At 66.2% G+C, this 23874-nt stretch carries 22 protein-coding genes and 1 tRNA gene; 11 read left to right on the top strand and 12 right to left on the bottom strand.

Annotated features, from left to right (window positions below; all coding sequences use genetic code 11):
* The first annotated feature begins 7 nt into the window (after positions 1–7).
* The 8 genes from tolR to UU9_RS02600 all read left to right on the top strand — a co-directional run bounded on the left by tolR (position 8) and on the right by UU9_RS02600 (position 5994).
* Positions 8–472: a protein TolR gene (gene tolR, locus UU9_RS02635; RefSeq protein WP_007080166.1), complete on the top strand. Its 465-nt coding sequence runs from the start codon at positions 8–10 to the stop codon at positions 470–472.
* Complete coding sequence (tolA, locus tag UU9_RS02630; RefSeq protein WP_007080165.1) at positions 459–1400, top strand: cell envelope integrity protein TolA; 942 nt, start codon at positions 459–461, stop codon at positions 1398–1400. The genes tolR and tolA overlap by 14 nt, the downstream gene beginning before the upstream one ends.
* Positions 1397–2725 (top strand): Tol-Pal system beta propeller repeat protein TolB, encoded by a 1329-nt coding sequence (gene tolB, locus UU9_RS02625; RefSeq protein ID WP_007080164.1) that lies wholly within the window; start codon positions 1397–1399, stop codon positions 2723–2725. Before tolA ends, tolB begins: the two co-directional genes overlap by 4 nt.
* A gap of 268 nt (positions 2726–2993) precedes the next feature.
* Positions 2994–3503 (top strand): peptidoglycan-associated lipoprotein Pal, encoded by a 510-nt coding sequence (gene pal / locus UU9_RS02620; RefSeq protein ID WP_007080163.1) that lies wholly within the window; start codon positions 2994–2996, stop codon positions 3501–3503.
* Between the two features lie 41 nt (positions 3504–3544).
* Positions 3545–4321: a tol-pal system protein YbgF gene (gene ybgF, locus UU9_RS02615; RefSeq protein WP_040670070.1), complete on the top strand. Its 777-nt coding sequence runs from the start codon at positions 3545–3547 to the stop codon at positions 4319–4321.
* 10 nt (positions 4322–4331) lie between these two features.
* Positions 4332–5024 (top strand): 7-carboxy-7-deazaguanine synthase QueE, encoded by a 693-nt coding sequence (gene queE / locus UU9_RS02610; protein ID WP_040670081.1) that lies wholly within the window; start codon positions 4332–4334, stop codon positions 5022–5024.
* Positions 5025–5157: 133 nt separating this feature from the next.
* The gene (gene queC / locus UU9_RS02605; protein ID WP_007080160.1) at positions 5158–5844 is read left to right on the top strand and encodes a 7-cyano-7-deazaguanine synthase QueC; all 687 of its coding nucleotides are present in this window, start codon (positions 5158–5160) and stop codon (positions 5842–5844) included.
* A 74-nt stretch (positions 5845–5918) separates the two neighbouring features.
* A tRNA-Lys gene (locus UU9_RS02600) sits at positions 5919–5994 on the top strand.
* 89 nt (positions 5995–6083) lie between these two features.
* On the opposite strand, the gene phnD is transcribed toward UU9_RS02600, so the two are convergent.
* The 9 genes from phnD to UU9_RS02555 form a co-directional block, all read right to left on the bottom strand.
* Positions 6084–7130, bottom strand: coding sequence for a phosphate/phosphite/phosphonate ABC transporter substrate-binding protein (gene phnD, locus UU9_RS02595; RefSeq protein WP_007080159.1), 1047 nt, complete (start codon positions 7128–7130; stop codon positions 6084–6086).
* Between the two features lie 377 nt (positions 7131–7507).
* Positions 7508–8170 carry a LuxR C-terminal-related transcriptional regulator gene (locus tag UU9_RS02590; RefSeq protein ID WP_007080158.1) on the bottom strand — a complete coding sequence of 221 codons (663 nt, stop codon included), beginning with the start codon at positions 8168–8170 and terminating at the stop codon, positions 7508–7510.
* A gap of 89 nt (positions 8171–8259) precedes the next feature.
* Positions 8260–10152, bottom strand: coding sequence for an ATP-binding response regulator (locus tag UU9_RS02585; RefSeq protein ID WP_007080157.1), 1893 nt, complete (start codon positions 10150–10152; stop codon positions 8260–8262).
* A 178-nt stretch (positions 10153–10330) separates the two neighbouring features.
* Positions 10331–11593, bottom strand: coding sequence for a c-type cytochrome (locus UU9_RS02580; RefSeq protein WP_007080156.1), 1263 nt, complete (start codon positions 11591–11593; stop codon positions 10331–10333).
* Positions 11590–13350: a GMC family oxidoreductase gene (locus tag UU9_RS02575; RefSeq protein ID WP_007080155.1), complete on the bottom strand. Its 1761-nt coding sequence runs from the start codon at positions 13348–13350 to the stop codon at positions 11590–11592. Before UU9_RS02575 ends, UU9_RS02580 begins: the two co-directional genes overlap by 4 nt.
* A complete protein-coding gene (locus UU9_RS02570; RefSeq protein ID WP_202799794.1) occupies positions 13350–14009 on the bottom strand; it encodes a gluconate 2-dehydrogenase subunit 3 family protein in 660 nt (219 codons plus the stop codon). The genes UU9_RS02575 and UU9_RS02570 overlap by 1 nt, the downstream gene beginning before the upstream one ends.
* Before the next feature lie 242 nt (positions 14010–14251).
* Positions 14252–14965, bottom strand: coding sequence for a TVP38/TMEM64 family protein (locus UU9_RS02565; protein WP_007080153.1), 714 nt, complete (start codon positions 14963–14965; stop codon positions 14252–14254).
* Entirely contained in the window at positions 14962–15522 is a 561-nt protein-coding gene (locus UU9_RS02560; RefSeq protein ID WP_007080152.1) for a nucleoside deaminase, read from the bottom strand. The genes UU9_RS02565 and UU9_RS02560 overlap by 4 nt, the downstream gene beginning before the upstream one ends.
* Positions 15523–15534: 12 nt before the next feature.
* A complete protein-coding gene (locus UU9_RS02555; protein WP_007080151.1) occupies positions 15535–17286 on the bottom strand; it encodes a glutamine--tRNA ligase/YqeY domain fusion protein in 1752 nt (583 codons plus the stop codon).
* Between the two features lie 104 nt (positions 17287–17390).
* On the opposite strand from UU9_RS02555, the gene UU9_RS02550 reads away from it, so the two are divergent.
* Both UU9_RS02550 and UU9_RS02545 read left to right on the top strand, forming a co-directional pair.
* Positions 17391–17669 (top strand): putative signal transducing protein, encoded by a 279-nt coding sequence (locus UU9_RS02550; protein ID WP_007080150.1) that lies wholly within the window; start codon positions 17391–17393, stop codon positions 17667–17669.
* Positions 17666–18205 (top strand): adenine phosphoribosyltransferase, encoded by a 540-nt coding sequence (locus tag UU9_RS02545; protein WP_007080149.1) that lies wholly within the window; start codon positions 17666–17668, stop codon positions 18203–18205. Before UU9_RS02550 ends, UU9_RS02545 begins: the two co-directional genes overlap by 4 nt.
* Before the next feature lie 139 nt (positions 18206–18344).
* On the opposite strand, the gene UU9_RS02540 is transcribed toward UU9_RS02545, so the two are convergent.
* Entirely contained in the window at positions 18345–18941 is a 597-nt protein-coding gene (locus tag UU9_RS02540; RefSeq protein ID WP_007080148.1) for a hypothetical protein, read from the bottom strand.
* Positions 18942–18944: 3 nt separating this feature from the next.
* Complete coding sequence (gene oxyR, locus UU9_RS02535; protein ID WP_007080147.1) at positions 18945–19883, bottom strand: DNA-binding transcriptional regulator OxyR; 939 nt, start codon at positions 19881–19883, stop codon at positions 18945–18947.
* A 187-nt stretch (positions 19884–20070) separates the two neighbouring features.
* Here oxyR and UU9_RS02530 point away from each other — a divergent pair, with 187 nt between their 5' ends.
* Positions 20071–22773 carry a M1 family metallopeptidase gene (locus UU9_RS02530; RefSeq protein WP_007080146.1) on the top strand — a complete coding sequence of 901 codons (2703 nt, stop codon included), beginning with the start codon at positions 20071–20073 and terminating at the stop codon, positions 22771–22773.
* Positions 22774–23083: 310 nt separating this feature from the next.
* On the opposite strand, the gene UU9_RS02525 is transcribed toward UU9_RS02530, so the two are convergent.
* A complete protein-coding gene (locus UU9_RS02525; protein WP_007080145.1) occupies positions 23084–23566 on the bottom strand; it encodes a hypothetical protein in 483 nt (160 codons plus the stop codon).
* Positions 23567–23874: the final 308 nt, after the last annotated feature.

Below are 23874 nucleotides of genomic sequence, written 5' to 3'. Positions count from 1 at the left end.
AGCAGCCATGCGAAATCCGCGGCGCCAGAAGCGCTTCAAGCTCAAATCCGAAATCAACGTGGTGCCCTACATCGACGTGATGCTGGTGCTGCTGATCATCTTCATGGTCACCACGCCGATGCTCAATTCCAACGTCGACGTGCAGCTGCCGCAGTCCGACGCCAAGTCGATGCAGGACAAGAAAAACCCCATCGTGGTGTCGGTCGGCCAGGACGGTTCGTTGTTTCTCACCATGAGCGGCGCCAAGCAGGAGCCGATCGACGAAGACGGCCTCAAACTGAAGGTGGGCGCGTTCGTGCGCGAAAACCCCGAGGTCAGCGTGCTGGTGGCCGGCGACACGCGCGGCAACTATGGCGGCGTGTTCAAGGTGCTTACCGACCTGCAGCAGGCCGGCGTGGCCAAGGTGGGCCTGATGGGGCAGCCCGCTGGTCCGGAAGGCCAGGGCAAGAGCAGCTCCGATGGACGAAAGTAAGGCGACGCCGAAGGCGGTCGTACTTTCCGCCATCCTGCACATCGGCATCGTGGGGTTCCTGTTCCTCGCGGTGCTGCCGTGCGCGAGCTACGAGAATTTCTTCAACGCCTTGGGCCTGCCGGCCTGGATGAATCCGATCACCTGCTCCAAGCCTCTGCAACTGCAGGGTCAGGTCATCGAGGCCACCCTGATCGGCCCCACCGGCAGTCCGCCACCCAAGTCGGTCAAGACCAAGCCCGTCCCGAACACGGTGCCGCCACCGCCCGCCACGCCGCCGCCGAAACCGCAGGTGGAAGCGCCGCAGGTGAAAACCCTGCCGCCGCCGCCCGAGCATCCGGACGTGAAGGACCAGGAGCGGATCGTGGCCGATGCGCTGCTGAAAGCGGAGGACGCCAAGAAGTTGCAGGAAGAAAAGCAGCGCCAGCGTCAGGCCGAGCTGGACGCCAAGATGGCCAAGCAGAAGGAAGAGAAGCAGAAGCAGATCGACGAGATGTTCGCCAAGATGGACGCCGCCGCCAACCGCACCAAGCAGCTGGACAACAAGGCGAAACAGGCCCGCCAGCAATTGGAGGATCTGAAGAACGCCAAGGACGATGGCCAGTCCGATCTGCCTGCGGCGGCCCAGCGGCAAACGGGCAACAACGCCGACCACAGCGATCTCAGCGATGCCTACGCCGCGGCCATTCAGAATGCGGTCACACCCAACTGGCTGCGTCCGGATAACATGCCCGCTGTTCCATGCACGGTTCATATCGTGCAGCTGCCAGGGGGAGACGTGATGAGCGCCACGGTCGATCCGAGCTGCCCGTATGACGAGGCTGGCCGTCGTTCGGTCGAAAATGCGGTGCTGCGAACCAAGACGCTGCCGTACGCGGGTTTTGAGAGCGTGTTCCGTCGCAACCTAACTTTCACCTTCAGGCCGCAATGATCAAGCCCATGCGCAAATTCAGTTCACGTCTCGCTCTCGCCTTGCTGGCTGTGGCGGCATTGCTGGCCGGCCCGGCGGCGGCACAGTCGCTCAATGTCGATATCGTCGGTGGCGTCAAGACGGCCACGCCGATCGTGGTGGTGCCTTTTGCCCAGGCCGGCGGCGCGCCGCTGCCTACCGACGTGGCCGACGTGATCCGCAACGACTTCAACCGCTCGGGCAAATTCCGCTCGCTGGCCAAGAGCGACATCGTGGAATTCCCGTCGCGTGGTGCGGACATCAAGTTCCCCACCTGGCGGCTGATGAAGCAGGACTACATCACCGTGGGCCGCATCAGCGATGCCGGCAACGGCGCGGTGCGGATCGAGTACGAACTGTGGGACGTCAACAAGCAGCAGAGCCTGCTGGCGCAGGCGTTCACGGCACCCACCGGTGACCTGCGCGGTGTGGCCCACCAGATCGCCGACCAGATCTACCAGAAGATCACCGGCGTGCGCGGCGCGTTCTGGACCCGCATTGCCTACATCACCGCCGTGGGCCTGGGAAACAACACCACCTATTCGCTGATCGTGGCCGATTCCGATGGCTACAACCCGCAGGTCGTGGCACGGTCCAAGGAATCACTGCTGTCGCCGGCGTGGTCCCCGGACGGCAAGAAGATCGCCTACGTTTCCTTTGAAAGCGGCAATTCCTCGATTTACGTGCAGGACATCACCACCGGTTCGCGCCAGCTGATCGCGGCGCATCCGCGCGGCATCAACGGCGCGCCGGCATGGTCGCCCGACGGCAGCAAGCTGGCGGTGGCGCTGTCCTACGTGGGCAACCTGGAACTGTTCTCGCTGGACGTGGCCAGCCGGCATGAAACCCGCCTGACCAACAACCTGGCGATCGACACCGAGCCGGTCTGGGCGCCGGATGGCCAGAGCATCTATTTCACCTCCGATCGCTCCGGTCGACCGCAGATCTACCAGGTGTCCGCAGGTGGCGGCAGCGCCGAGCGGGTGACCTTCCAGGGGCAGAACAACGCCGACCCGGCGGTCAGTTATGACGGCAAACAGATCGCCATGGTGCAAGGCAACGGGAACGTGTATCGTATTGCTGTCATGGATCGCAGCCTGGGTGGTCAAGTGCGCTTCCTTTCTCCCGGTTCGCTGGATTTCTCGCCGAGTTGGGCACCAAACGCAAGCATGCTGCTGTACGGCGCCACCGAGGGGCCGCGCAGCGTGTTGTATGCCGTTTCGGCCGATGGCATGGTTCGCCAGCGCCTGGCCTTGGCCGATGGCGACGTGAGCGACCCGGCTTGGGGACCCTATCGGCAACAATGATTCAACAATGATTATTGAGCCGGCGCGCGCGAGTGTGCCGGCATGATGTCCATGGAAGGGCCCGCAGACGCGCCGAGAGGCACCGTCTCGGTTTTCGACAGTGGCGCTCATGATGCTATCGCCAGCAAATCGACGAAGAAGCATCACGCGGTGTCGATCTATCGAGTGTAAAAATAACAGCCGGGATCACCGGCGAGCGCTGTCCTGTAACCGTAGTCGTAATCGTCGTCGTATGTTTGGAACCTAACCCGTTTGAAGGAACGTCACCATGAATAAGACCGTTCGCGTCGCTTTGGTCGCCCTGCTCTGTGTCGGCGCGGCCGCTTGCAGCAAGAAGCAGGAAGTCAAACCGCAGGCCCCCGCACCGGAGCCCGTTGCCCAGACCCAGGCCCCTGAGTCCGATGGCAAGTACACCCCCGCCGACCTCGATACCGATGCCTGCCTGCGTCAGCGCGTCGTGTATTTCGATTTCGACAAGACCGAGATCAAGCCGGAGTTCCAGCAGATCATGGCGTGCCACGCCAAGTACCTGCAGGATCGTCCGAGCGCGCATATCCGCCTCGAAGGCAACACCGATGAGCGCGGCACCCGCGAATACAACCTCGGCCTTGGCGAGCGTCGTGCCAATGCGGTTTCCAGTGCGCTGCAGGCCAACGGTGGCTCGGCCAGCCAGCTTGAAGTCATCAGCTACGGCAAAGAGAAGCCCGTTTGCCGCGAGCACAATGAAGATTGCTGGAGCAAGAACCGTCGCGCCGAGATCGTCTACACGGCGCAGTAAGCATGAAGCAACTGGCTAATCGTTTCACAGCCAGGTTCGGCATGGCGGGTGCAATTGCATCCGCCATGCTGTTTGCGTTTCCCGCTTTTTCGCAGGATTCGCGCCTGAGCCTCGCCGACCGTGTTTCCCGCCTTGAGCAGCAGGCTCAAAGAGACCAGGGTGGCGTTGGCATGGTCAACCAGATGCAGCAACTGCAGGAGCAGGTGCGCCAGCAACAGGGCCGCATCGAGGAGCTCCAGCATCAGCTGCAACAGCTGGAAGACAAGAACAAGGCCCAGTACGTCGACCTGGATTCACGTATCGGGCGACTGGAAGGCGGCAACGCAGGTGGCGCCGCTGGCGCTGCACCGACGACTTCCGCGGCCGCACCGACAACTTCATCTTCCGCGGCGGCGGGCAACCCGACCCAGGGCCAGGGCAGCAATGCCGATCCGGCTTCGGTGCAGGCGGCCTACGACGTTGCATTCAAGGCTTTGCGGGGTGGCGATTACGCCGCCGCTTCGCGCGATTTCCGCTCGTTCGTGCAGCAGTATCCGAACGAGTCACTCACCCCCAACGCCTATTATTGGCTCGGTGAGTCGTACTACGTCACCATGAATTACCCGGTGGCACTGGAAGCTTTCCAGCAGTTGCTGAAGCAGTTTCCGCAGAGCGAGAAGGCACCCGACGCGCTGCTCAAGGTGGGCTACAGCCAGTACGAGCTCAAGCAGGTCGATGCGGCCAAGGCCACGTTGACCGAGGTCGGTGCGAAGTATCCCGGCACCAATGCGGCAAACCTCGCCAAAGAGCGGCTGCAGCGCATCCAGTCGGTCAACTGAGGTTCTTGTGGTGACAGGCACAGACGCGCGCGTGGAAGCCGCCACGCCAGGGCCGGTTGGCGCCGAGCGATTGCGCATCACGGAAATCTTCCACTCGCTGCAGGGCGAGGCCGACGCCATCGGCTGGCGCACCGTCTTCGTGCGTCTTACCGGCTGCCCGCTGCGCTGTGTGTGGTGCGATACCGAGTATTCGTTTCACGGCGGGCAATGGCACGATATCGACGCGATCCTTGCCGAGGTGGCGAGGCACGATGTCGGCCACGTCTGCGTCACGGGTGGTGAACCGCTGGCCCAGAAGCGCTGCCTGATCCTGCTGCAGAAACTGTGCGACGTGGGCTACGAGGTGTCGCTGGAGACTTCCGGTGCGCTCGATGTCTCGGCGGTCGATCCGCGCGTGCGCAAGGTCATGGACTTGAAGGCGCCCGGTTCGGGCGAAAGCGCGCGCAACCTGTGGTCGAACCTGGCCTTTCTGCATCAGCGCGACCAGGTCAAGATCGTCATTGCCAGCCGTGCCGATTACGACTGGGCATGCAGCGTGCTGGTCGAACATGCGCTGGCCGCCCGTTGCATGGTGCTTTTTTCTCCCGTTCACGGCGCGATATCGCCGCGCCAGCTGGCCGACTGGATCATCGAGGACAGGTTGCCGGTGCGCTTCCAACTGCAACTGCACAAACTGCTCTGGAACGACGCCGCCGGGCACTAGCCGCGAGGTGGGCGGGCAGCAACCGGAAGTGCTTTCCCTTCGTCCCCGACCACTCTTGTTTCATGCGCTTCGGCCTGTGCTGCCGCAGGTGCTTTCCGGCCGGTGACCGGCCGTACCGAAGGATGCAAGACTCATGACCGACAAACTCTCCCGCAAGGCCGTCGTGCTCGTCTCCGGCGGCATGGATTCGGCCGTGACCATCGCCATCGCCCGCGAACAGGGCTATCAGGTGCACGCGCTGAGCGTGGCTTACGGCCAGCGCCACAACTCCGAGCTGGCCGCTTCCGAACGTGTGTCGCAGATGCTTGGCGCGTTCGAGCACAAGACGGTGGCGGTCGATCTCCGCCGCATCGGCGGCTCGGCGCTCACCGCCGATATCGACGTGCCGCTGGATGCCGCCGATGGCGACGATATCCCGGTGACCTACGTGCCGGCCCGCAACACCATCATGCTGTCGATCGCGCTGGGTTGGGCCGAGGTATTGGGCGCCCGCGACATCTGGTGCGGGGTGAATGCCGTCGATTACTCGGGCTATCCGGATTGCCGGCCCGCGTTCATCGAGGCGTTCGAATCGCTCGCCAATGTCGCCACCAAGGCCGGCGTGGAAGGCGCCGGGCTGCGCATCCACGCACCGTTGATGAAGATGAGCAAGGCCGACATCGCGCGCGAAGGCAAGCGTCTGGGCGTCGATTTTTCCGCCACCGTCAGCTGCTACCAGGCCAATGGCGAGGGTCGCGCCTGTGGCCATTGCGATGCCTGCCGGTTGCGGGAGCAAGGCTTCCGCGAAGCGGGTTTGCCCGACCCCACCCGCTACGTCTGAACCGCGCTTGCTTGTGCCACTCGCGCCCAGCCCGTAAAATTGTCGGCTTGAGTTTTGCCGTGGTTTCGTACGACGGGTCGTTAGCTCAGTTGGTAGAGCAGTAGACTTTTAATCTATTGGTCCCGGGTTCGAATCCCGGACGACCCACCAATTTCACCCGCCGGTGCAAGCCGAGCGGGTTTTTTTCTGCCTGTTTGTAGCCTCGCGCACCGATGTCGTGGCGCTCGGTGTCGCGCCGCTCACGGCTTGTTCGCGCGCAGTTGCTGCAGCAATTGGCGGTGATCGCTGGCGATCTTTTCCAGGCGCGCCTGCAAGGCCGCCGGGCTCACCCACTGGGCGTTGAGGGCGCGGCGGCGATCCAGCTGGTAGTCGATGTCGGCAAAAGGCGCCAGCGCGCTGTTGCCGGCTGGCGCGAAGCCACTGATGTCGTGGATCCGCTTGAGCTTCTCCAGCTCGGCGGCGACATGGGGGCCGGTGCGGGCATAGCCGGTCACGAAGGTGGCGATGGCCCGGCGCACGGCCGGGTCGAGATCGCGGCGAACCACGATCACCGCGTGTGGAATCAGGGTGGACGTCCACAGAACGCGCAGCCGGGAAAACTGGTCGGGGAAGTGCTGGGCGAAGCGCTCCATGTCGGCGGTATTGTTGGTCGCTACATCGACTTCGCCATTGGCGACGGCCAGGGCGTTGTTCTGGTGGTTGTCGATTGCCACGGTGGCGAAAAACGTGTCCGAGTCCAGGTTGCGGCTGGCGAAGATCTGGGTCTCGGGAACCAGATAGCCCGATACCGAGAGCGCTTCGCCACGGGCGTAGCGCCAGTGGCCGGGTTTGCGCAGCAAGTCGGCCACGTTGTGCAGCGGAGAGTCGCGGCGGACCAGCAGGACGGCGTTGTAGCCGTGCGAACCGTCGCCGCGGGTCAACTGGGCGATCACCTGCATGCGGTCCTGCGTGACGGCCTGCAGGGCGAGGCGGCCGGAGACGAACGCAATATCCACCCGCTCCTCGTTCAACGCCTGTGCCAGTCCTTCGTAGGTGCTCACGGAAATGCTGCGGACGGGTTGCTGCAAGGCATGTTCCATGTCGTCCAGCATCGGGCGCCAGGCGGTCAGCGATTCGGCCGGGCCGCCAATGGGCAGGATGCCGAACGTGAGTGGCGCGGCGGCAGGCACCGGCGGCACGGCCGACGTGGACATCGCCGGCACGGTGACGGTCAGCGCGAGCAGGAACAGCGTGCCCGCAAGCTGCCCCAGCCGACGTGCCTGCACAGTGCGGCGCGTTTTCGACATTGGTGTCGTCTGGTGTTTGTCCCGCACCTTTTCTCCCCTCGCCATCCTTGTCTCCCCGCCGTCGAGTCTGCGGGCTGGCGGGGCGGAAATACAAGCGGCGGGGTACCGAGGTTGTTTTGAGGCGCGGCGTCCTGCAGGTTCGAGGTACGGCGTTGTGTGAGCTTGCCACGTCGATAAACGCAGAAGCCCGAAGCCACCGTAACCTCCTCTCCCCTTGGGGAGAGGAAAGAGGAGAGGGGCCGGTGCTTGCGGGGAAGTTGATGGGGGGCTTTTTGGTGTCGTCGTCAACTTCGTTGGGGCTTCCCCGCGGCGTGTCCCCCTCTCCCCAAGGGGAGAGGGGGTTATGGCATCTTCGGGTATTGAGGCCGGCCGTGCGCTCAAACCTCGCCGATGCGGCGTGAAGCGACCACGGCCTCCACCCGGTTGCGTACGTTGAGTGCGCGGAAGATCGCCGCCAGGTGGATCTTCACGGTGCCTTCGCTGATGCCGAGATCGCTGGCGATGACCTTGTTCGGCTTGCCCGTGGACAGCAGCCGCAACACGTCGAGCTGGCGTTCGGTCAGCAGTTGGTGCAGACGCTCTTCCAGTCGCGCCGCGGCACCTTCCCCCGTCGTGGATGGCGGCGGTGCCACCAGCGGCTCGTCGGCCTGCAGCATCATCGGCGGGATGTAGACGCCGCCGGAAAGCACCAGTCGCACCGCCGACAGCATGACGTCGGCGGAGTAGGCCTTGGGGATGAAACCCTGTACGCCCATCGCCAGCAACTCGCGGATCAGCGCCGGGCTCTCGGCACCGGACAACACGATCACCGGCACGCCGGGCCACGCGGCGATCACTTCGGCCAGATGTTCGCGCCCGTGCACGCCGGGCATGGTCAGGTCGATCAGCGCCAATGCGGGGGGCGATTCCTGGCCCAGTGCGTGGCGTAGTTCGGCGACATCCAGCGCGATCGTGAACTCGGTGCCGGGGCCGAGTTCGGCAAGCTTGAGCCTGGCCCCCTCGGCAATCAGCTGGTGGTCGTCCGCGATCAGTATGCGCATGTCATGTGTTCCGGGAGGTGGCGGCGATTGCCGTGAGCAATCAGGGTCGAGGGTGGTTGTCATCGCGTGGAGTGGCGCGGAGGCGGGTGTCATGTCCCCTCCCGTATGGACGCCCAGACGGCCATCAGGCTTTCGCGTAATTGCGCGGGCGATACCGGCTTGTAGAGCAGGGGGATGTTTGCCGTCAAGATCGGTTGCAATCGGTCGCGGCGCGTTTCGCCAGTGATCAGCAGGCGGGCGAACGGTCGCGCCCCTTCGCGCTTGTAGTACGCATCCAGCAGGGCGAGTACCTCAAGGCCGCTCTCGCCATGGCGCAGGTGCAGGTCGGAAATCACGAGGTCGGGTGCGGTTCGCCAGTGTTCCACGGCGTCCAGCGCCTGGGCGCCGTCTTCGGCGGTGGCCACGTCGCAACCCCAGCTGCGCAGCAGATAGCGGATGCCCGACAGGATCGCCGGCTCGTCGTCCACCACCAGCACGCGCATGCCCGAAACATCCAGCGGCATGGCCGCCAACGGGTCGGCGTGCGCTTGCGGTGCAACTTCCGACAACACGAAACTGAAAACGCTGCCGCGGTGGGGGCGCGAGTGCAGCTGCACGTCGCTACCGATCAGTTCCGCCAGTCGCTGGACGGTGGAGAGGCCCAGCCCCAGGCCGCGCCGCGGGCCGTCGCTGGGTGCCGCGTCGCAGTGATTCTCGACGCGGTAGAACTCGTCGAACACGCGCGCCTGGTGCTCCGCCGCGATGCCGATGCCGGTGTCCCACACGTCCACCCGAACCTGGTTGCCGGACCGTCTGCGCGCGGCGACCAGCACGCCGCCCTCGGGGGTGTAACGCAGCGCGTTACTGACCAGGTTGTTGAGGATGCGGCCCAGCATGGTGCGGTCGCTGCGCACCCACACGTCCGTGGTGCGCATCACCAGCCGCAGGTCGTGCTGTTCGGCGATCATGCGGAAGTTGCGGCTGACTTCATCGAAAACCTGGTCCAGCGAAAAATCGCTGATCTCCACCTCCATCGTGCCGGTTTCCAGTCGCGACAGGTCGAGCAGCTCGCTGAACAGGTGGTCGAGCGCCTGCACGCACTCCTGGATATGCGCGATGCGGTCCAGCCGGACGACGTCGTCCTCGTCCACGGCCAGCGCGGAGGAAAACAGGGTGAGCGCGTACAGCGGCTGGCGCAGGTCGTGTGAAGCGGCGGCCAGGAAACGCGCCTTGGCGACGCTGGTGGCTTCCAGCGCGGCGTTCTTGTCCGCCAGTGCGCGGGTGGCCTGGTCGATCTCGCGCTCCATGTCGCGGTGCATGTCGAACAGCGCCGCCGAGGCAGCGTTGAAGCCGCGCTGCAACTGGCCGATCTCGGTGCGGTCGGTGATCTCCACCGCCACCGGTGCATCGCCGTGACCAAGCTGCTGCACGGCGGCCACCAGCCGTCGCAGCGGTGCGCTCAGCCAGCGCGCGACCTGCCAACCGATGATGCCGGCCACCAGCAGGCTGATCGCCAGCGTGATCAGCGCGTTGTGCAGGCTCGATCGCTGCGCGGCGATCGCGTCCGCCAGGCTGACCCGCACCAGTACCGAGCCGAGCGCGGGGCCGAGCGGCCGGTGCGGATCGATCACTTCGCGAATCACGGTGAGGCCGCCGGTGGTGCCGCCCGTTTGCGTGTCGTGATGGCCGGCCAGGATTTCGCCGTCGACCGAACGGATCTGCACCAACGCCACATGCGGCAGGTCGCCCGTCGCCTGCGCAATGCGCGCCAGCTCGCGGCGGTGGGACTGGCGCAGCGGTTCGGCGGAGACGGCTGCCGCCTGGATGGCGATGGCGTTGGCGGTGTCTTGCGCCATCACGCGCACCGTGGTGAGCTGGTGGCGGGTCAGCGTGGTGACCAGCAGCACGGCGGTGACCAGGGTGGGCACCAGGGCGACAAAACCCAGTCGCTGCATCAGCGACGTGCGTCGCCACAGGCGCACCGCGAAGTTGCTGCTCCCCATATCCGTCACCGCCAGTTGCTCTCCTGGTCCGCCAGGCCGCGCCGATGCCGCCGCTGCACGCGATCCGACGCGCCGGCGGTCTTGTTCGGGCAGCCTAACGCGAAAGTCGGCGGCGGACAGTACGGCTTCCGGCGGCGGGCCAGGCCATCGGTTCTAGCTCCAATGGCCGGTGACCGCGCTAGTTCGGATTGCGGTGCAGTTTTTCGCGCAGGTCTTTCACGTCGGCGCGCGAGACCACGCCCGCGTGATTGCCCCAGGCCTGGCGGATATAGGTTGTGAGCGCGGCGATGTCGCCGTCGTCCAGCCGCTTGTCGAACGCGGGCATGGCCAGGCCGGTGGGATCGGCGTCGGTGGCCGGTACGGCGTCGCCGCGCAGGATCGTGGCGATCAAGGTGTCCGGCTGTCGGGCCTGTATCGCCGAACTGTTGCGCAGCGGCGGGAACGCGCCGGGCTCGCCGGTGCCGCCACGCAGGTGGCAGCCTTCGCAGTTGTCGAGGTACAGCGCGGCGCCATGCCGCATCACCGCGGCGTCCGCTTCGGCGATGTCGTCCTGCGGCGGCGCCGGCAGGCTTTTCAGGTACACGGCAATGGCGCGCAGGTCGGGTTCGCTGAGGTACCGGGTGGATTGGCTGACCACTTCGGCCATCGGCCCGGCGGCGGTGGTGATGGCGTTACGGCCCGTGCCCAGGTAGTCGACGATGTCCTGCTCGCTCCATTTGCCCAGCCCGTCACGCTTGCCACCGGTGAGCGCGGGCGCGAACACGTGTTCGGCGAACCCGCCGCCGAGCGGGTGCTTGGCATCCACCGCGCCGGCGAAATTCTTGTCGCCGTGGCAGGCGCTGCAATGGCCCACGCCGCGTACCAGGTAGGCGCCACGGTTCCATTGCGCCGATTTGCCGGGATCGGCCCGGTAGGTGCCGGCATCGAAATACATCGCATCCCATGCGGCCATCGCGCCGCGCACGCTGAGCGGCCAGGGCAGTTTCGGCGCGATGTCGCGCTGGCGCACCCGCGCGCGCGTATCGAGATAGGCCTTGATGTCGCGCACATCGTCGCGGCTGAGCTTGGTGAACCAGGGGTAGGGAAACGCCGGGTACAGCCGATGTCCGTCGCGCGCGATGCCCTGGTGCATGGCGCGGTAGAAATCGTCGCCATCCCAGCGGCCGATGCCGGTGTCCGGGTCGGGCGTGATGTTGGTCGAGTAGATGGTGCCGAACGGCGTGGGCACGGCGCGGCCGCCGGCGTAGGGCGCGCCGTTGCTCGCGGTGTGGCAGGCCATGCAGTCGCCGGCACGCACCAGGTAGCGTCCGTGCTGCACCGAGGCATGCGGCCCCGGGCTGGTGCGAGCACTCGTCGACGCATTGGCGGCAACGGCGCCCGCGGCGCAAAGCCCGGCGAAACCCAGCGACAGCGTGATGGCGATGCCGATGCGCGCGGTCATGCCGACACCAGGGGGCCGGGGTTCTTCAGGTAGCGCTTCATCGCCTCGGCGGCCCAGAACGTCAGCGCGCCCACCGTGCCGGTGGGGTTGTAGCCGGCGTTTTGCGGAAACACGCTGGCGCCCATCACGAACAGGTTCGGTACATCCCACGATTGCAGGTAGCGGTTGACCACGCTGGTAGTCGGGTCGGCACCCATCGCGGCACCGCCGGTGTTGTGGGTGGTCTGGTAAGGCACGATGGAATAGTGGCCATCGCGCTTTTTCACGTGGTGGGTGGCGTCGGGAATGGCCTGCGCGATCTTCGTTGCCTGGTCGGTGAGGTAGTCCGACATGGCGTGTTCGTTGGGCTGAAAATCGAAGGTGAGGCGCAGCAGCGGGTTGCCGTAGTCGTCGCGCCAGGTGGGGTCGAGATCGAGGTAGTTGCTGCGGTAGCTCATCACGCTGCCGTGGGTGGCGATGGAGGTGGCGGTGAGGTAGTTGTCGTGCATCACCTTCTTCCAGCCGCTGCCCCAGGTCGGCGCGTCCTTGGGCAGGTAGTGCTGCAGGATCGGCCGGCCGCCGGTGTTCCACAGCGCGATGTAGCCGCCGCCGATGAAACCCAGCGGGCCGTGGTCGAAATTGTCGCCGTTGAAGTTGTCCACGCCCTGGCCCAGCGCGCCGGCGCCCATGAACGGGTTGAGGATCTCCTTCTGGAACACGTCCACCGACGAGGTGATCTGGTAGGCGTAATTGCGACCGACCACGCCGCGCCCCGTCGTCGGGTCATAAGGCGTGCCGATCTTCGACAACAGCAGCAGGTGCACGTTGTGCTGGGCGAACGCGCACAGCACCACCATGCCGGCGGGCTGTTCGATCTCGTTGCCGTCCACATCCACATAGGTGACGCCGGTGGCGCGCTTGCCGGTGTTGTCGGTGTTGACCCGGGTGACGTTGCAGCGCGTGCGGTAGCTGAAATTGGCCTTCTTCAGCAGCACCGGCAGGATCGTGGTCTGCGGGCTGGCCTTGGAATAGTTGCCGCAGCCGAACCACTCGCAGTAACCGCAATACGTGCACTGGCCCATCTGCACGCCCAGCGGGTTGCGATACGGTTTCGAGGCATTGGCCGCGGGGCAGGGGAACGGATCGAAGCCAGCCTCGCGCGCCGCCTTGTCGAACAGCACCGTCGAGGCGCAGCGTTTCAGTGGCGGCAGCGGATAGCCACGCTTGCGTGCACCTTCGAACGGGTTGCCGCCGGCCTGCTTCACACCGCCGATATTGCCGGCGGTGCCGGAGACGCCGCACAGGTATTCGAAGCGGTCGTAGTGGGGTTCCAGCTCGTCGTAGGTCACACCCCAGTCCTGCAGGTTCATGGATTCGGGGATGAACTTCCTGCCGTAGCGCTGCTCGGTATGCGTGCGGATCTCGAAGTCCTGCGGCAGGAAGCGCCAGCACTGACCGTTCCAGTGCACGCCCGCGCCACCGACGCCGGCGGCGGGGAGGAACGAGCCCAGGTGGCGCATCGGCAGCGCGGTCTGGTCGGCGCTGTTGCGGAAGGTGAGCGTCTCGCGCTCGGGCGATTCGAAAATCTGCTTGCGCACGGCGTAGCGCAATTCATCCTGGATGGTGTCGGTGGCGAAGTCCGGCACGGTGTCGCGAAATTCCCCACGTTCCAGTGCCAGCACCTGCACGCCGGCATCGGTCAGTTCCTGCGCGATGATCGCGGCGGTCCAGCCGAAACCCACCAGCACCACGTCCACCGGCCGCTCCCGCTTCGCCATCACGATTCCCCACGCAGGTAGGCGGAGGGATCGCGCCCGACCAGGCTCACGAACGGTGCCTCGTACGGCCTGCCGAATTTCCCGATGTCTTCGACATAGTTGTAGCGCGGGCCGGGGAAGCCGATGAGTTTCCAGCCGGCGAAATCGCGATTGCCGCTATAGGCCGGATCCGCCAGGTAACCCTCCTGGGTGTTTTGCCACAGCATCGCGAAGAAGGTTTTGGCGGGAATGTCGCCCAGATCCACCTCGCCCTTTTCCAGCGCGTGGAGCAGGTCGTCCTGATGGGCCGGGTCCAGTTGCGCGAACGGCTTGCCGTGTTGCTGCCGGCAATGCGCCTCCACGCGCCCGATCGCATCGCGGTAAATCTGCGCCGGCGTGTACTTCAGCTGGAATCCCTGCTGATCGATGCCGTGCGGCCACGGCCCCTGCATGTACCAGCGCTCGGCGCGGCCATAGGCCCCGGCCAGTTGCAGGTCGATGAACGTCGTGATGCCCGCCTCATTGGCGCCACCGCCGAGATCATCGGCAGGGATCAGTCGTTGCGTGGCCGCGTCGATGAACGTGGCTTCGTCGGGCGTGAAGTACACCGGCGTCCGCGCTTGCGCCGAGCCGTGGCGCGGACCACAGCCAAGCAGGCCCAAGGCCGGTGTTGCAGCCACGACGCTTTTCAGGAAGGTTCGGCGGGACGTTCTGGTGGGGCCGCCGCGATGCCCGTGACCCTTGCCGCGTTCCGAATCCCGCATCGACATGGCGGCCTCCCATCGCTGAAAAAGCGCAGCGTAGGCAGGCGGCGGTGAAGCGCGGGTGCCAGCACGAGGCGGTTTTCTTCAGCCGGCGATATCAAAAGCGAAGAACGTGTGAATGCCCGCGAGGATCGGGCCGCGACGCGTCGCCCGCCGTGTCAGGGTGATCGGTGGCGTGACCGCCAGCGCCGCGTAAAGCGCTCCAGTGCCAGCGGCAACAACGCCAGCAGGGCGATTGCGGCGAGGGGAAGCAGCACCTCGCGGTGCATGAAAAGGCCGACGCCGACGTTGTCGCTCCGACTCAGCGCGTCACCCAAACCTGCGCCGATCGAGGTTTCGAAGATCAGCGTGACCGTGCCGCCGAGCCAGCTGGCGCCCAGGAACAGCCACAGCGGACAACGCAGCCAGGCCAGCGCCACGGTGACCGCGCCGAACGGCACCACCGGCACGAAACGCAGGAACAGGGTGTAGCTGGCCGGATGCTGTTCAAAGCCGTGCCGCAGTCGCGCCACCACGGCGGGCGGTTGGCGCGTGCCGCCACTGAACGCATAACGGCTGGCCAGGTACAGGATCAACGAGCCGAGGGTCAGCCCGATGGAGGAACATAGCGTGGCGTCGACCACGCCGAACGCGAAGCCACCGGCCAGGATCACCACGATGGTGCCGGGGATGCCGGTGGCCATGGTGAGCGTCAGCAGGCCGATGTAGGCGAGCCGGCTCAGCCACGGATGCGCGCTGATCTGTGCGTGCAACTCGGTCTGGTTGGCCAGCAGCTGGTGCGGGCTGAGCTGGTTCAGCGAGCCGGACGCGAACAGCACGATGCCGGCCAGCACCAGCAGGATCAGCGGCAGCGCGGCGCGCCAACGGCTCAATAGGAGGGGCCGCTTTGGCCGTAGGCGGCCAGAACCTCACGTGATGCGTCGCGCAGGATGTCGCGCCGCACCGCAATGCCGCGGCGCTCCAGTTCACCGGCCCAGTCGGCCGGCAGCGGGCCTTCGTCGAATTCGGTGAGGCTCTCGACGTCCTCGGTGCGGGCGCCGATCAGCAGCGTGTCGATGCCGGCCCACACGGTGGCGCCGTAGCACTGGCAGCACGGTTGCGCGCTGGTGGCCAGCACGTAATGGCCGCCGTCCTCGTTGATGCGGTGCCGGCCCAGCCGCTGCTGGGCGATCATCAGCGCCATGTTTTCCGCATGCGCCAGCGAGCAATGCTGCGGCACCACGCGGTTCACGCCCACGGCCACCAGCCGCCCGCTGTGGTTGTTGAACACCGCCGCCCCGAACGGCCCGCCGCCGCCGCGATCCACGTTCTCGCGCGCCAGCGCCACCGCCACGCCCATGCGTTCTTCGTCGGTGGCATAGCGTCGGTTGACGTCGGCGACGTCGCCGATCCACGGCGGCAAGGTCAGATGGATCTGCAGCGGCAGCATGCGATCGCTCCGTCAGTTTCCGGCCTGCCTGGCCCAGGTGTCGCGCAGCGTGACGGTGCGGTTGAACACCGGCGCGTCGGCGCGATGGTCGACGCGGTCGGCCACGAAATAACCCAGCCGCTCGAACTGGAAACGCTGCTCCGGCGCCACGTCGGCCGCTGCCGGCTCCAGCCAGCCGCGCAGCACGCGCTTGGCTTCGGGGTTGACGTGGTCGAGCCAGGTTTTGCCATCGTCTTCGCTGTCCGGCGCGGCCACGCTGAACAGCCGGTCGTAGACGCGCACCTCGGCGGCCACCGCGCGTTTCGCGCTGACCCAGTGGATGGTGCCTTTCACCTTGCGGTCGGCGCCGGGCAGGCCCGAGCGGGTTTCCGGATCCAGCGTGCAGTGCAGTTCGACCACGTTGCCATCGGCGTCCTTGATGACCTGCTCGCACTTCACGATGCCCACGCCGCGCAGGCGCACTTCGCCTTCGGGTTTCAGCCGGTGGAAGCCCTTCGGCGGCACTTCGGCGAAGTCTTCGCGCTCGATCCATACCTCGCGCGAGAACGGCACGTCGCGCGTGCCGAAGCTTTCATCCTTGGGGTGGTTGGGGAAGCTCAGCGTCTCCTCGTGGCCTTCGGGCAGGTTGGTCAGCACCAGCTTCAGCGGTTCCAGCACGGCCATGCGGCGCGCGGCGGTGGCGTCCAGGTCCTCGCGGATGCAGCCTTCCAGCACCGCGTAGTCGATCACGCTGTTCTGCTTGGACACGCCCACGCGATCGATCAGCAGGCGCAGGCCGGCGGGAGTGAAGCCGCGCCGGCGCAGGCCGCGCAGCGTGTTCATGCGCGGGTCGTCCCAGCCGTCCACGTAATGGTCGGCCACCAGCTGCGCCAGCTTGCGCTTGCTGGTGATGCAGTAGCTGAGGTTGAGCCGGGAGAACTCGATCTGCCGCGGCTTGGCCGGCTGGGTGGGCAGGCCCGCGTCCAGCAGCGGCTGCCACAGCTCGGGATGGTTCGGCAGGTCGACCTTGTCCACGCACCAGTCGTACAGCGGCCGGTGATCCTCGAATTCCAGCGTGCACAGCGAGTGGGTGATGCCTTCCAGCGCGTCGGACAGCGAGTGCGCGTAGTCGTACATCGGGTAGATCGGCCAGGCGTCGCCGGTGTTCTGGTGGGCGATCTTGCGGATGCGGTAGATCGCCGGGTCGCGCATGTTCATGTTGCCGGCGGCCATGTCGATCTTCGCGCGCAAGGTCTTGCTGCCATCGGCGAACTCGCCCGCGCGCATGCGCCGGAACAGGTCCAGGTTTTCCTCGACGCTGCGGTCGCGATGCGGCGAGTTGCGGCCGGCGGCGGTCAGCGTGCCGCGGTATTCGCGCATCTCCTCGGCGTTGAGGTCGTCGACATAGGCCACGCCGTCCTCGATCAGCTTGCAGGCGGCGCGGTAGAACACCTCGAAATAATCCGAGGCGTGGCGCAGCTCATGCCATTCGAAGCCCAGCCAGCGCACGTCGTCCTTGATGCCCTCGACGAACTCCGGGTCTTCCTTGCCCGGGTTGGTGTCGTCCAGGCGCAGGTTGCACCAGCCGCTGAATTCCCGCGCGATACCGAAGCTGAGGCAGATCGCCTTGGCGTGGCCGATGTGCAGGTAGCCGTTGGGCTCGGGTGGAAAACGGGTGTGGATGGCGACGTGCTTGCCCGAGGCCAGGTCGTCGCGCACGATCTGCCGGATGAAGTCCTGATGCTGCACGGCGGGCGTCGGGTTGGCGGGGTTCTCGGTCGACATCGGGCAAGCTCGCGTGCGTGGGTGGAAACATGCAAGTTTACCCTGTCGCCCGTGACGCACCCAGCGCGCTTGCCCGCGGCGCGCGCGAGGGTTAGCGTGGGCTCATGCAAACCGTCTACCGAGCCGAGAACCTCATCGACGCCCATCTGGTGAAGGATGCGCTGGAGGCCGAAGGGATCCCCGCGTTCATCGCCGGCGAATACCTCACCGGTGGCGTGGGCCAGCTGCCGGCGATGGATTTCATGGCGGTGATGGTGCCCGAATCGAGCCTGCCTCAAGCCAGTGCCATCGTGCGCGGTGTCGAGGCCTGCCTCAGCGACGCACGCCGGGCCATCGACGAAGACGGCGGGCTGGACGATCCGCTGGGCGCCTGCGCGGTATGACGGTTGCGCCCTCACTCCTGCCGGAGCTGGCCGCGCTGATCCGCGACGTGGCGGATTTCCCCCAGCCCGGTGTCACCTTTCGCGATGTCACGCCGCTGCTTGCCAATGCGCGCGGCTTTGTCCGCTGCATCGATGCGCTGGCCGAGCCCTGGCTGGAGCAGGGCGTGCAGGCGGTGTGTGGCATCGAGGCGCGCGGCTTCATTTTCGGTGCGGCGCTGGCGCAGAAGCTGGGCGCGGGCTTCGTGCCGCTGCGCAAGCCCGGCAAGCTGCCGCCGCCGGTGTTGTCGATCGATTACCAGCTGGAATACGGCCGCGACCGGCTGGAAGCGCGCAGCGATGCGTTGAAACCCGGTGAACGCGTGCTGCTGGTGGACGACGTGCTGGCCACCGGCGGCACGCTGGCGGCGGCGCGGGCGCTGGTCGATGGCTTCAATGCCACCACGGTAGGCGCCTGCGTGGTGATCGAGTTGTCGGCGTTGCAGGGCCGCTTGCGCTGGTCAGGCGGCGAGCCCTTGCACGCGTTGCTGCGCTATTGATTCTCGGTCGCAACCAGGATTGCTCTGACCAACTCTTTAGCTCGTCATTCCAGCGAAAGCTGGAATCCAGTGTCTTCGAGCAGTTGCCGAGGCGCTGGATCCCAGCTTTCGCTGGGATGACGGCTTGTTCGGATATTCCCTACCCGTCGATGACGTCCAGGCTTTCCACGTAAACCAGTTCGCAGGCGCCGGCGCCGGTATCGCTGCGCGTCATCGAGGTCTTCCAGCGCCAGCCGTTGGGGCCGCTGGCATCCACCAGAAAGCCTTCGATATGCACCAGCTGGCCTTTGCGCACGCGCTTCAACGCGCCGCGCACGCCGGCGTCGGCGGGGATCATGTGCACGTTGGCGGTGGACAGTTCGATCTCGTTGCGGGGAATCGGCCAGGTCTTCGTGCGCCAGTAGAAGAAGCGGCCGGACTGGCTGATGTCGAAGTGCGCCAGCACCGCGCTGTCGGACATGCGGCCCCAGCCCAGCGCCAGATCCACCGGCGCCAGCTTGGCGCCCGCGTCCCACGTGTAATCCTCGCGCGACAGCACGCGGGCGGTGAGGTCGATGTACGCCCGCGTGGCCAGGGTCATGCCGTCGCGGTGCAGGCTGGCGCCGTCGGTCAGGTTGACCTGGTGCGGCGCATCGGGCGCCAGCACGCCCGGCGGCGGGGTCACGTCGCGGTGGCGCCAATGATGCAGCCCGCCCCAGCCGATCAACAGCACCGCCACCACCGGCAGCAGGCGCATGGGTCAGTCCGCCTGCACGCGCGGTTGCGCACCCACGTCGGGCTTGAACAGGTCTGGCGGCAGATCCTGGAACACGCCGGCCAGCCGCTGCAGGAAACCCGCCATCGACGAGCTCTTGCGCCACACCATGGCGATGCGCCGGCTGGGCGCGTGGCCGGCGAATTCGATCAGGTGCACATTGTCGGTGCGCGCCATCGGCGGCTTGGTGGCCAGCGTGGGCAGCAAGGTGATGCCGACATTGGCCGCCACCATCTGCCGCAGCGTTTCCAGGCTGGTGGCGCGGAAACCGGTCTTCTCGCCCGCGCCGGCCAGCTGGCACACCTCCAGCGCTTGATCGCGCAGGCAATGGCCGTCTTCCAGCAGCAGCAGTTTCTCGTTGGCCAGGTCGGCCAGTTTCAGCTTCGCCTTGTGCCCGGCCAGCGGGTGGTGGTCCGGCACCGCCAGCACGAACGGTTCCTCGAACAGGAACTCGCTGTGCAGGCTGTCCTCGTGCAGCGGCAGCGCCAGGATGCCCGCGTCCAGCGCGCCCTCGCGCAGCATGTGGATCACATGCTCGGTTTTTTCCTCGGTCAGCAGCAGCTCCAGCCGCGGGAAGCGTTCGCGCAGCAGCGGGATCACGTGCGGCAGCAGGTACGGGCCCAGGGTGGGGAAAATGCCCAGCCGCAGCGTGCCCGCTTCCGGGTCGCGGGTGCGCTGCGCGATCGCCTTGATCTCCTCCACTTCGGCCAGCACCGAGCGCGCGCGGCGGGCGATTTCGCGGCCGGTTTCGGTGAGCAGGATCTTGCGCGGCGTGCGCTCCACCAGCGCCACCCCCAGCTCCTCTTCCAGCTTCTTGATCTGGGTGGACAGGGTCGGCTGGCTGACGAAGCTGGCCTCCGCGGCGCGGCCGAAATGCCGGTGTTCGGCCAGGGCCAGCAGGTAATGCAGATCACGCAGGTTCATCGGCGGCCTTCGGGCATCGTCATAGTCGATGTCTATGATTGTGGCGCCAACCATCGGCCTGAACAATGCAATTGGCGGCCGGCGCCCCTGTGGCGGTGCCATCCTCGCGCAGGAAGCAACGTGCCCTATGGCACTGGGCCGCACCCGCGGCCCGCCCTAGCGTGGACGTTTTGCTCAGGAATTTCCGATGTCCCGTCCCCTTCGCTCCATGGTGTTTACCGCGCTGGCGGCCTGTTGCGGTGCCGCGCTGGCCGCCCCCGCCGACAAGGCGCCGCAAGGCCAGCTGCCCGACTGGGCGGTGCCGCAGTCCTACCAGCTCGCGTTCAAGGTGGACCCTGCGCAGAAGGATTTTTCCGGCACCACCACGATCAAGGTGAAGCTGACCCGCGCCTCCGACCACGTATGGCTGGACGGCAGCGAACTGAAGGTCTCCAAGGTGACGGTCACCGACGCGCGCGGCAAATCGCAGCCGGGCAAGTACGTCAGCGTGGAACCCAAGGCCGGTGTGGTGCGCGTGGACTTCGGCCGCACGCTGCAGCCGCAGGAAATCACCCTGGCGATCGAATACACCGCGCCGCTCAACGCGCAGTTGCAGGGCCTGTACAAGGTCGCCGCCAAGGGCAAGCCGTACACCATCACGCAGATGGAGCCGATCAGCGCGCGCTTCGCCTTCCCCGGTTTCGACCAGCCCGGCTTCAAGACGCCGTTCGACATCAGCCTCACCGTGCCCGCGTCGCAGACCGCCGTCGCGAACACGAAGCAGGTGAAGGAAACGCCGGCCGGCGATGGCTGGAAGACCGTCACCTTCGCGCAGACCGTGCCGCTGCCCACCTACCTGGTGGCCTTCGCCGTGGGCCCGTGGGACATCGCCGCCGGCCCGGATATCGCACCCGACACCTACCGCGCCAAGCCGCTGCAATTGCGCGGCATCGCCGCCAGTGGCGAGGCGCACCGCATGCAGCACGTGCTGAGCGAAACCCCCAGCATCATCCACGCGCTGGAGAACTACTACGGCTTCGGCTACCCGTTCGACAAACTCGACCTGCTGGCCGCGCCGGACTTCTCCGCCGGTGCGATGGAAAACCCCGGCCTGGTCACCTTCCGCGACTGGCTGCTGCTGCTGGACAAGGATTCCCCCGCGAAAAACGTGCGCAGCTCGTTCAACGTGAATGCGCATGAGCTGGCGCACATGTGGAGCGGCGACACCGTCACGCTGAACTGGTGGAACGACATCTGGCTCAACGAGGCCTTCGCCACCTGGATGCAGCAGAAAGTCACCATGGAAGTGCATCCCGAATACCGCGCCGATCTCGATCGCGTGGATGGCGCGCAGATGGCGATGGCCAACGACAGCCTGGTCAGCGCGCGCAAGATCCGCCAGCCGATCACCGGCAATGGCGACATCGAGACCGCGTTCGACGGTATCACCTACGAGAAGGGCGCCAGCGTCATCGGCATGTTCGAAAACTACGTGGGCGAGAAGACCTTCCAGAAGGGCATGCGCGCGTACATCCAGAAGCACAAATTCGGCAACGCCGTGGCCGATGACCTGGTCTCGGCGATCGCCACCGCGGCGGGCAAGGGCGACGCTTTCAAGCACGCGTTCAACAGCTTCCTCAACCAGACCGGTGTGCCGTACATCGCCACGAAGGTGGAACAGAAGGACGGCAAGACCGTGCTGCACCTCAGCCAGAGCCGTTACCTGCCGGTGGGCAGCACGGGCGACGCGCAGCGCATCTGGGGCGTGCCGGTATGCGTGCGCTATGGAACGGACGCCAACGGCAAAGATGGAGCGTCGTCCAGCAAGGTCGCCTGCGAGATGCTCGACAAAACCAGCGGCACGATGGTGCTGGCCGGCGCCAGCAAGTCGACCTGGGTGATGCCCAACGCCAACGCCAGCGGCTACTACCGCTTCAGCCTCGACAAGCCGGCGCTGGGCAGCCTGGTGGGCCAGGTCGGCAAGCTCAGCGACGCCGAGCAACTGGCTTACGCCGATGCCGTCAACGCCAGCTTCCAGCACGGCGAGCTGGACGCCGGCGACGTGCTCACCGCGCTGCAGCCGCTGACAACCTCCAAGACCCGCGAAGTCGCCACCGCGCCGCTGGACCAGATCCAGTGGATCTACCAGAACATCGCCAGCACCGACGCCCAGCGCGCCCGCCTTGCCGGCTGGATCAAGGCCGCCTACCTGCCGCGCCTGCAGCAGCTGGGCTACCAGCGCAAGGCCGGCGAATCGGAGAGCCATTCGCTGTTGCGCAGCACCCTGGCTGGCAGCCTCGCACTCGACTTCAAGCTGCCCGAAGCGCGCGCCGCGCTGCTCAAGCAGGGCGAGGCCGCGCTCAAGCCCGGCGCCGATGGCCGTCTGAATCTGGCCGCCGCCGACCCCGATCTGCTGGGTGATGCGCTGGGCGTGGCGGTGCAGCAGCACGGCAAGAGTGCCGTCGATGCGCTGATGGCCGAACTGCCGAAAACCAGCGACCCGGCCCTGCGCAACGGCATGCTCGAAGGCATGGCCATGGCGCAGGACCCGGCCGTGCTGGAGCAGGTGCGCGACTTCTCGCTGACCAAGCCGGTCAAGGTGGGCGAAATGGCGCGTCTGCTGAAGGAAGGCCGCGATACGCCGGCCCAGCGCGATGCGTTGTGGCAGTGGTTCACCGCGCACTACCAGCCGATCCTTGAGCGCACCGGCAGCTTCGCCGGCGGCCGCCTGCCGTCGCTGGCCGGCAAGGACGGTTGCAGCAAGGCCGAGGTCGACCGCTTGCAGGCGTTCTTCCAGCCGCGCCTGAAGGATGCTGCGGGCGTCGACCGCGGCCTGGCGCAAACCAGCGAGAAGATCCAGCTGTGCAGCGCGTTGAAAGAGAAGCAGGACGCCAGCGCGATTTTGCGCTGACCACGAACCGGTGTGGTTGAATGCAGGCACAGGAAGTGCGCTGTCGTCAGAGGCTGTGAATCATTTGACGGCTGACAAGGAGCCCAGCTTTCCTTCCCCCGCGAAGCGGGGGAAGGTGCCGACTGCGAAGGCATGATGCCGAAGCGAACGGCGAAGCCGGCCCGGAGGGCGTGCCGCAGGAGCGGCACGTAAGGCGGATGGGGGCGCTCTTGATCCTGCTTTTGCACAGCGAAAAGGCCCTTCAGCCCTTCAGCCCTTCAGCCAAGCTTCCCTGCTATGCAAGGAAGCGGAAGTGATTTTTCACAGGCTCTCAGGCCGAAGGGGCCGCCTCGCGAGGCGGCCCCTTCGGCACATTCGCCTCGATCCATCCGGTAACGAACAACTCAAGCGCCACCCGCGGCGGCACTTCGATACCGGCCGTCCGCACAAACGCTGCGGCCGCCTTGACGAAAGCCTGCCGCGCCTGACTACCCGCCTGCCGCGCCGCCGCCTGCTGCTGCCGCAACTGCACGATATGCGCCGACGGCTGCCCGGGCTTGGCAAACTTCTGATAACGCCGCAACGCATCGGCAACCATCTCGGTATCGAGCGATGCCTGCAGCACGGCCCTGCGGGCTTTCAGCAGATTGATCAAGTCGGCGACCATGGGTGTGGAAAGGCCGGCCCCCGCAGGGAAAAGGATGCGCGCCAATGATGGCGACAGCGACGTGGCCGTAACCAGCGGAATGGCCGCAGTCGGGTGTTCCAGATCGCGCAGGAAACTCGTATGGGGGAAGGGCTTCGGCGTTGCCATGGGCGAGTCGATGGACGGGGAAGGTGACGATACGTCGTTCAACTGTGGGGCGCCATGCTGGCGCTGCCCCATCCAGTTCGCCTGTAGGAGCGCACCCTGTGTGCGATGCGCTGTTCATCTGTGGGAGCGGCTTCAGCCGCGATGCTCTTTGTTGGTCGACCGAGAGCAAGAGCTTTCGATCGCCTGCGGCGCTCGAGTCACTTTCTCTTTGCGTGGCCACGCACGCGCAGGATGCGCGTGCGAACAGCGAAGCTGGCCCGAAGGGCGGAGGGCAGGATGCCCGGAGTGAAGAGAAAGTAACCAAAGAG

The organism is Rhodanobacter fulvus Jip2 (assembly GCF_000264315.1).
GTDB lineage: Bacteria > Pseudomonadota > Gammaproteobacteria > Xanthomonadales > Rhodanobacteraceae > Rhodanobacter > Rhodanobacter fulvus.
The sequence above is the reverse complement of the archived record's forward strand: the minus strand, read 5'-3'. Positions and strand labels throughout refer to the sequence as shown.

Excerpts from the sequence above, each read along its gene's own strand:
- queC (WP_007080160.1), top strand. The coding sequence starts at position 5,158 with ATGACCGACAAACTCTCCCGCAAGGCCGTCGTGCTCGTCTCCGGCGGC.
- UU9_RS02560 (WP_007080152.1), bottom strand. The coding sequence starts at position 15,522 with ATGCTGCCGCTGCAGATCCATCTGACCTTGCCGCCGTGGATCGGCGAC.
- phnD (WP_007080159.1), bottom strand. The coding sequence starts at position 7,130 with ATGTCGAAAACGCGCCGCACTGTGCAGGCACGTCGGCTGGGGCAGCTT.
- UU9_RS02590 (WP_007080158.1), bottom strand. The coding sequence starts at position 8,170 with ATGCGCATACTGATCGCGGACGACCACCAGCTGATTGCCGAGGGGGCC.
- tolB (WP_007080164.1), top strand. The coding sequence starts at position 1,397 with ATGATCAAGCCCATGCGCAAATTCAGTTCACGTCTCGCTCTCGCCTTG.
- UU9_RS02545 (WP_007080149.1), top strand. The coding sequence starts at position 17,666 with ATGACGGTTGCGCCCTCACTCCTGCCGGAGCTGGCCGCGCTGATCCGC.
- ybgF (WP_040670070.1), top strand. The coding sequence starts at position 3,545 with ATGGCGGGTGCAATTGCATCCGCCATGCTGTTTGCGTTTCCCGCTTTT.
- UU9_RS02555 (WP_007080151.1), bottom strand. The coding sequence starts at position 17,286 with ATGTCGACCGAGAACCCCGCCAACCCGACGCCCGCCGTGCAGCATCAG.
- tolR (WP_007080166.1), top strand. The coding sequence starts at position 8 with ATGCGAAATCCGCGGCGCCAGAAGCGCTTCAAGCTCAAATCCGAAATC.
- pal (WP_007080163.1), top strand. The coding sequence starts at position 2,994 with ATGAATAAGACCGTTCGCGTCGCTTTGGTCGCCCTGCTCTGTGTCGGC.
- UU9_RS02530 (WP_007080146.1), top strand. The coding sequence starts at position 20,071 with ATGTCCCGTCCCCTTCGCTCCATGGTGTTTACCGCGCTGGCGGCCTGT.
- oxyR (WP_007080147.1), bottom strand. The coding sequence starts at position 19,883 with ATGAACCTGCGTGATCTGCATTACCTGCTGGCCCTGGCCGAACACCGG.
- UU9_RS02580 (WP_007080156.1), bottom strand. The coding sequence starts at position 11,593 with ATGACCGCGCGCATCGGCATCGCCATCACGCTGTCGCTGGGTTTCGCC.
- UU9_RS02575 (WP_007080155.1), bottom strand. The coding sequence starts at position 13,350 with ATGGCGAAGCGGGAGCGGCCGGTGGACGTGGTGCTGGTGGGTTTCGGC.
- UU9_RS02550 (WP_007080150.1), top strand. The coding sequence starts at position 17,391 with ATGCAAACCGTCTACCGAGCCGAGAACCTCATCGACGCCCATCTGGTG.
- tolA (WP_007080165.1), top strand. The coding sequence starts at position 459 with ATGGACGAAAGTAAGGCGACGCCGAAGGCGGTCGTACTTTCCGCCATC.
- UU9_RS02525 (WP_007080145.1), bottom strand. The coding sequence starts at position 23,566 with ATGGCAACGCCGAAGCCCTTCCCCCATACGAGTTTCCTGCGCGATCTG.
- UU9_RS02585 (WP_007080157.1), bottom strand. The coding sequence starts at position 10,152 with ATGGGGAGCAGCAACTTCGCGGTGCGCCTGTGGCGACGCACGTCGCTG.
- UU9_RS02540 (WP_007080148.1), bottom strand. The coding sequence starts at position 18,941 with ATGCGCCTGCTGCCGGTGGTGGCGGTGCTGTTGATCGGCTGGGGCGGG.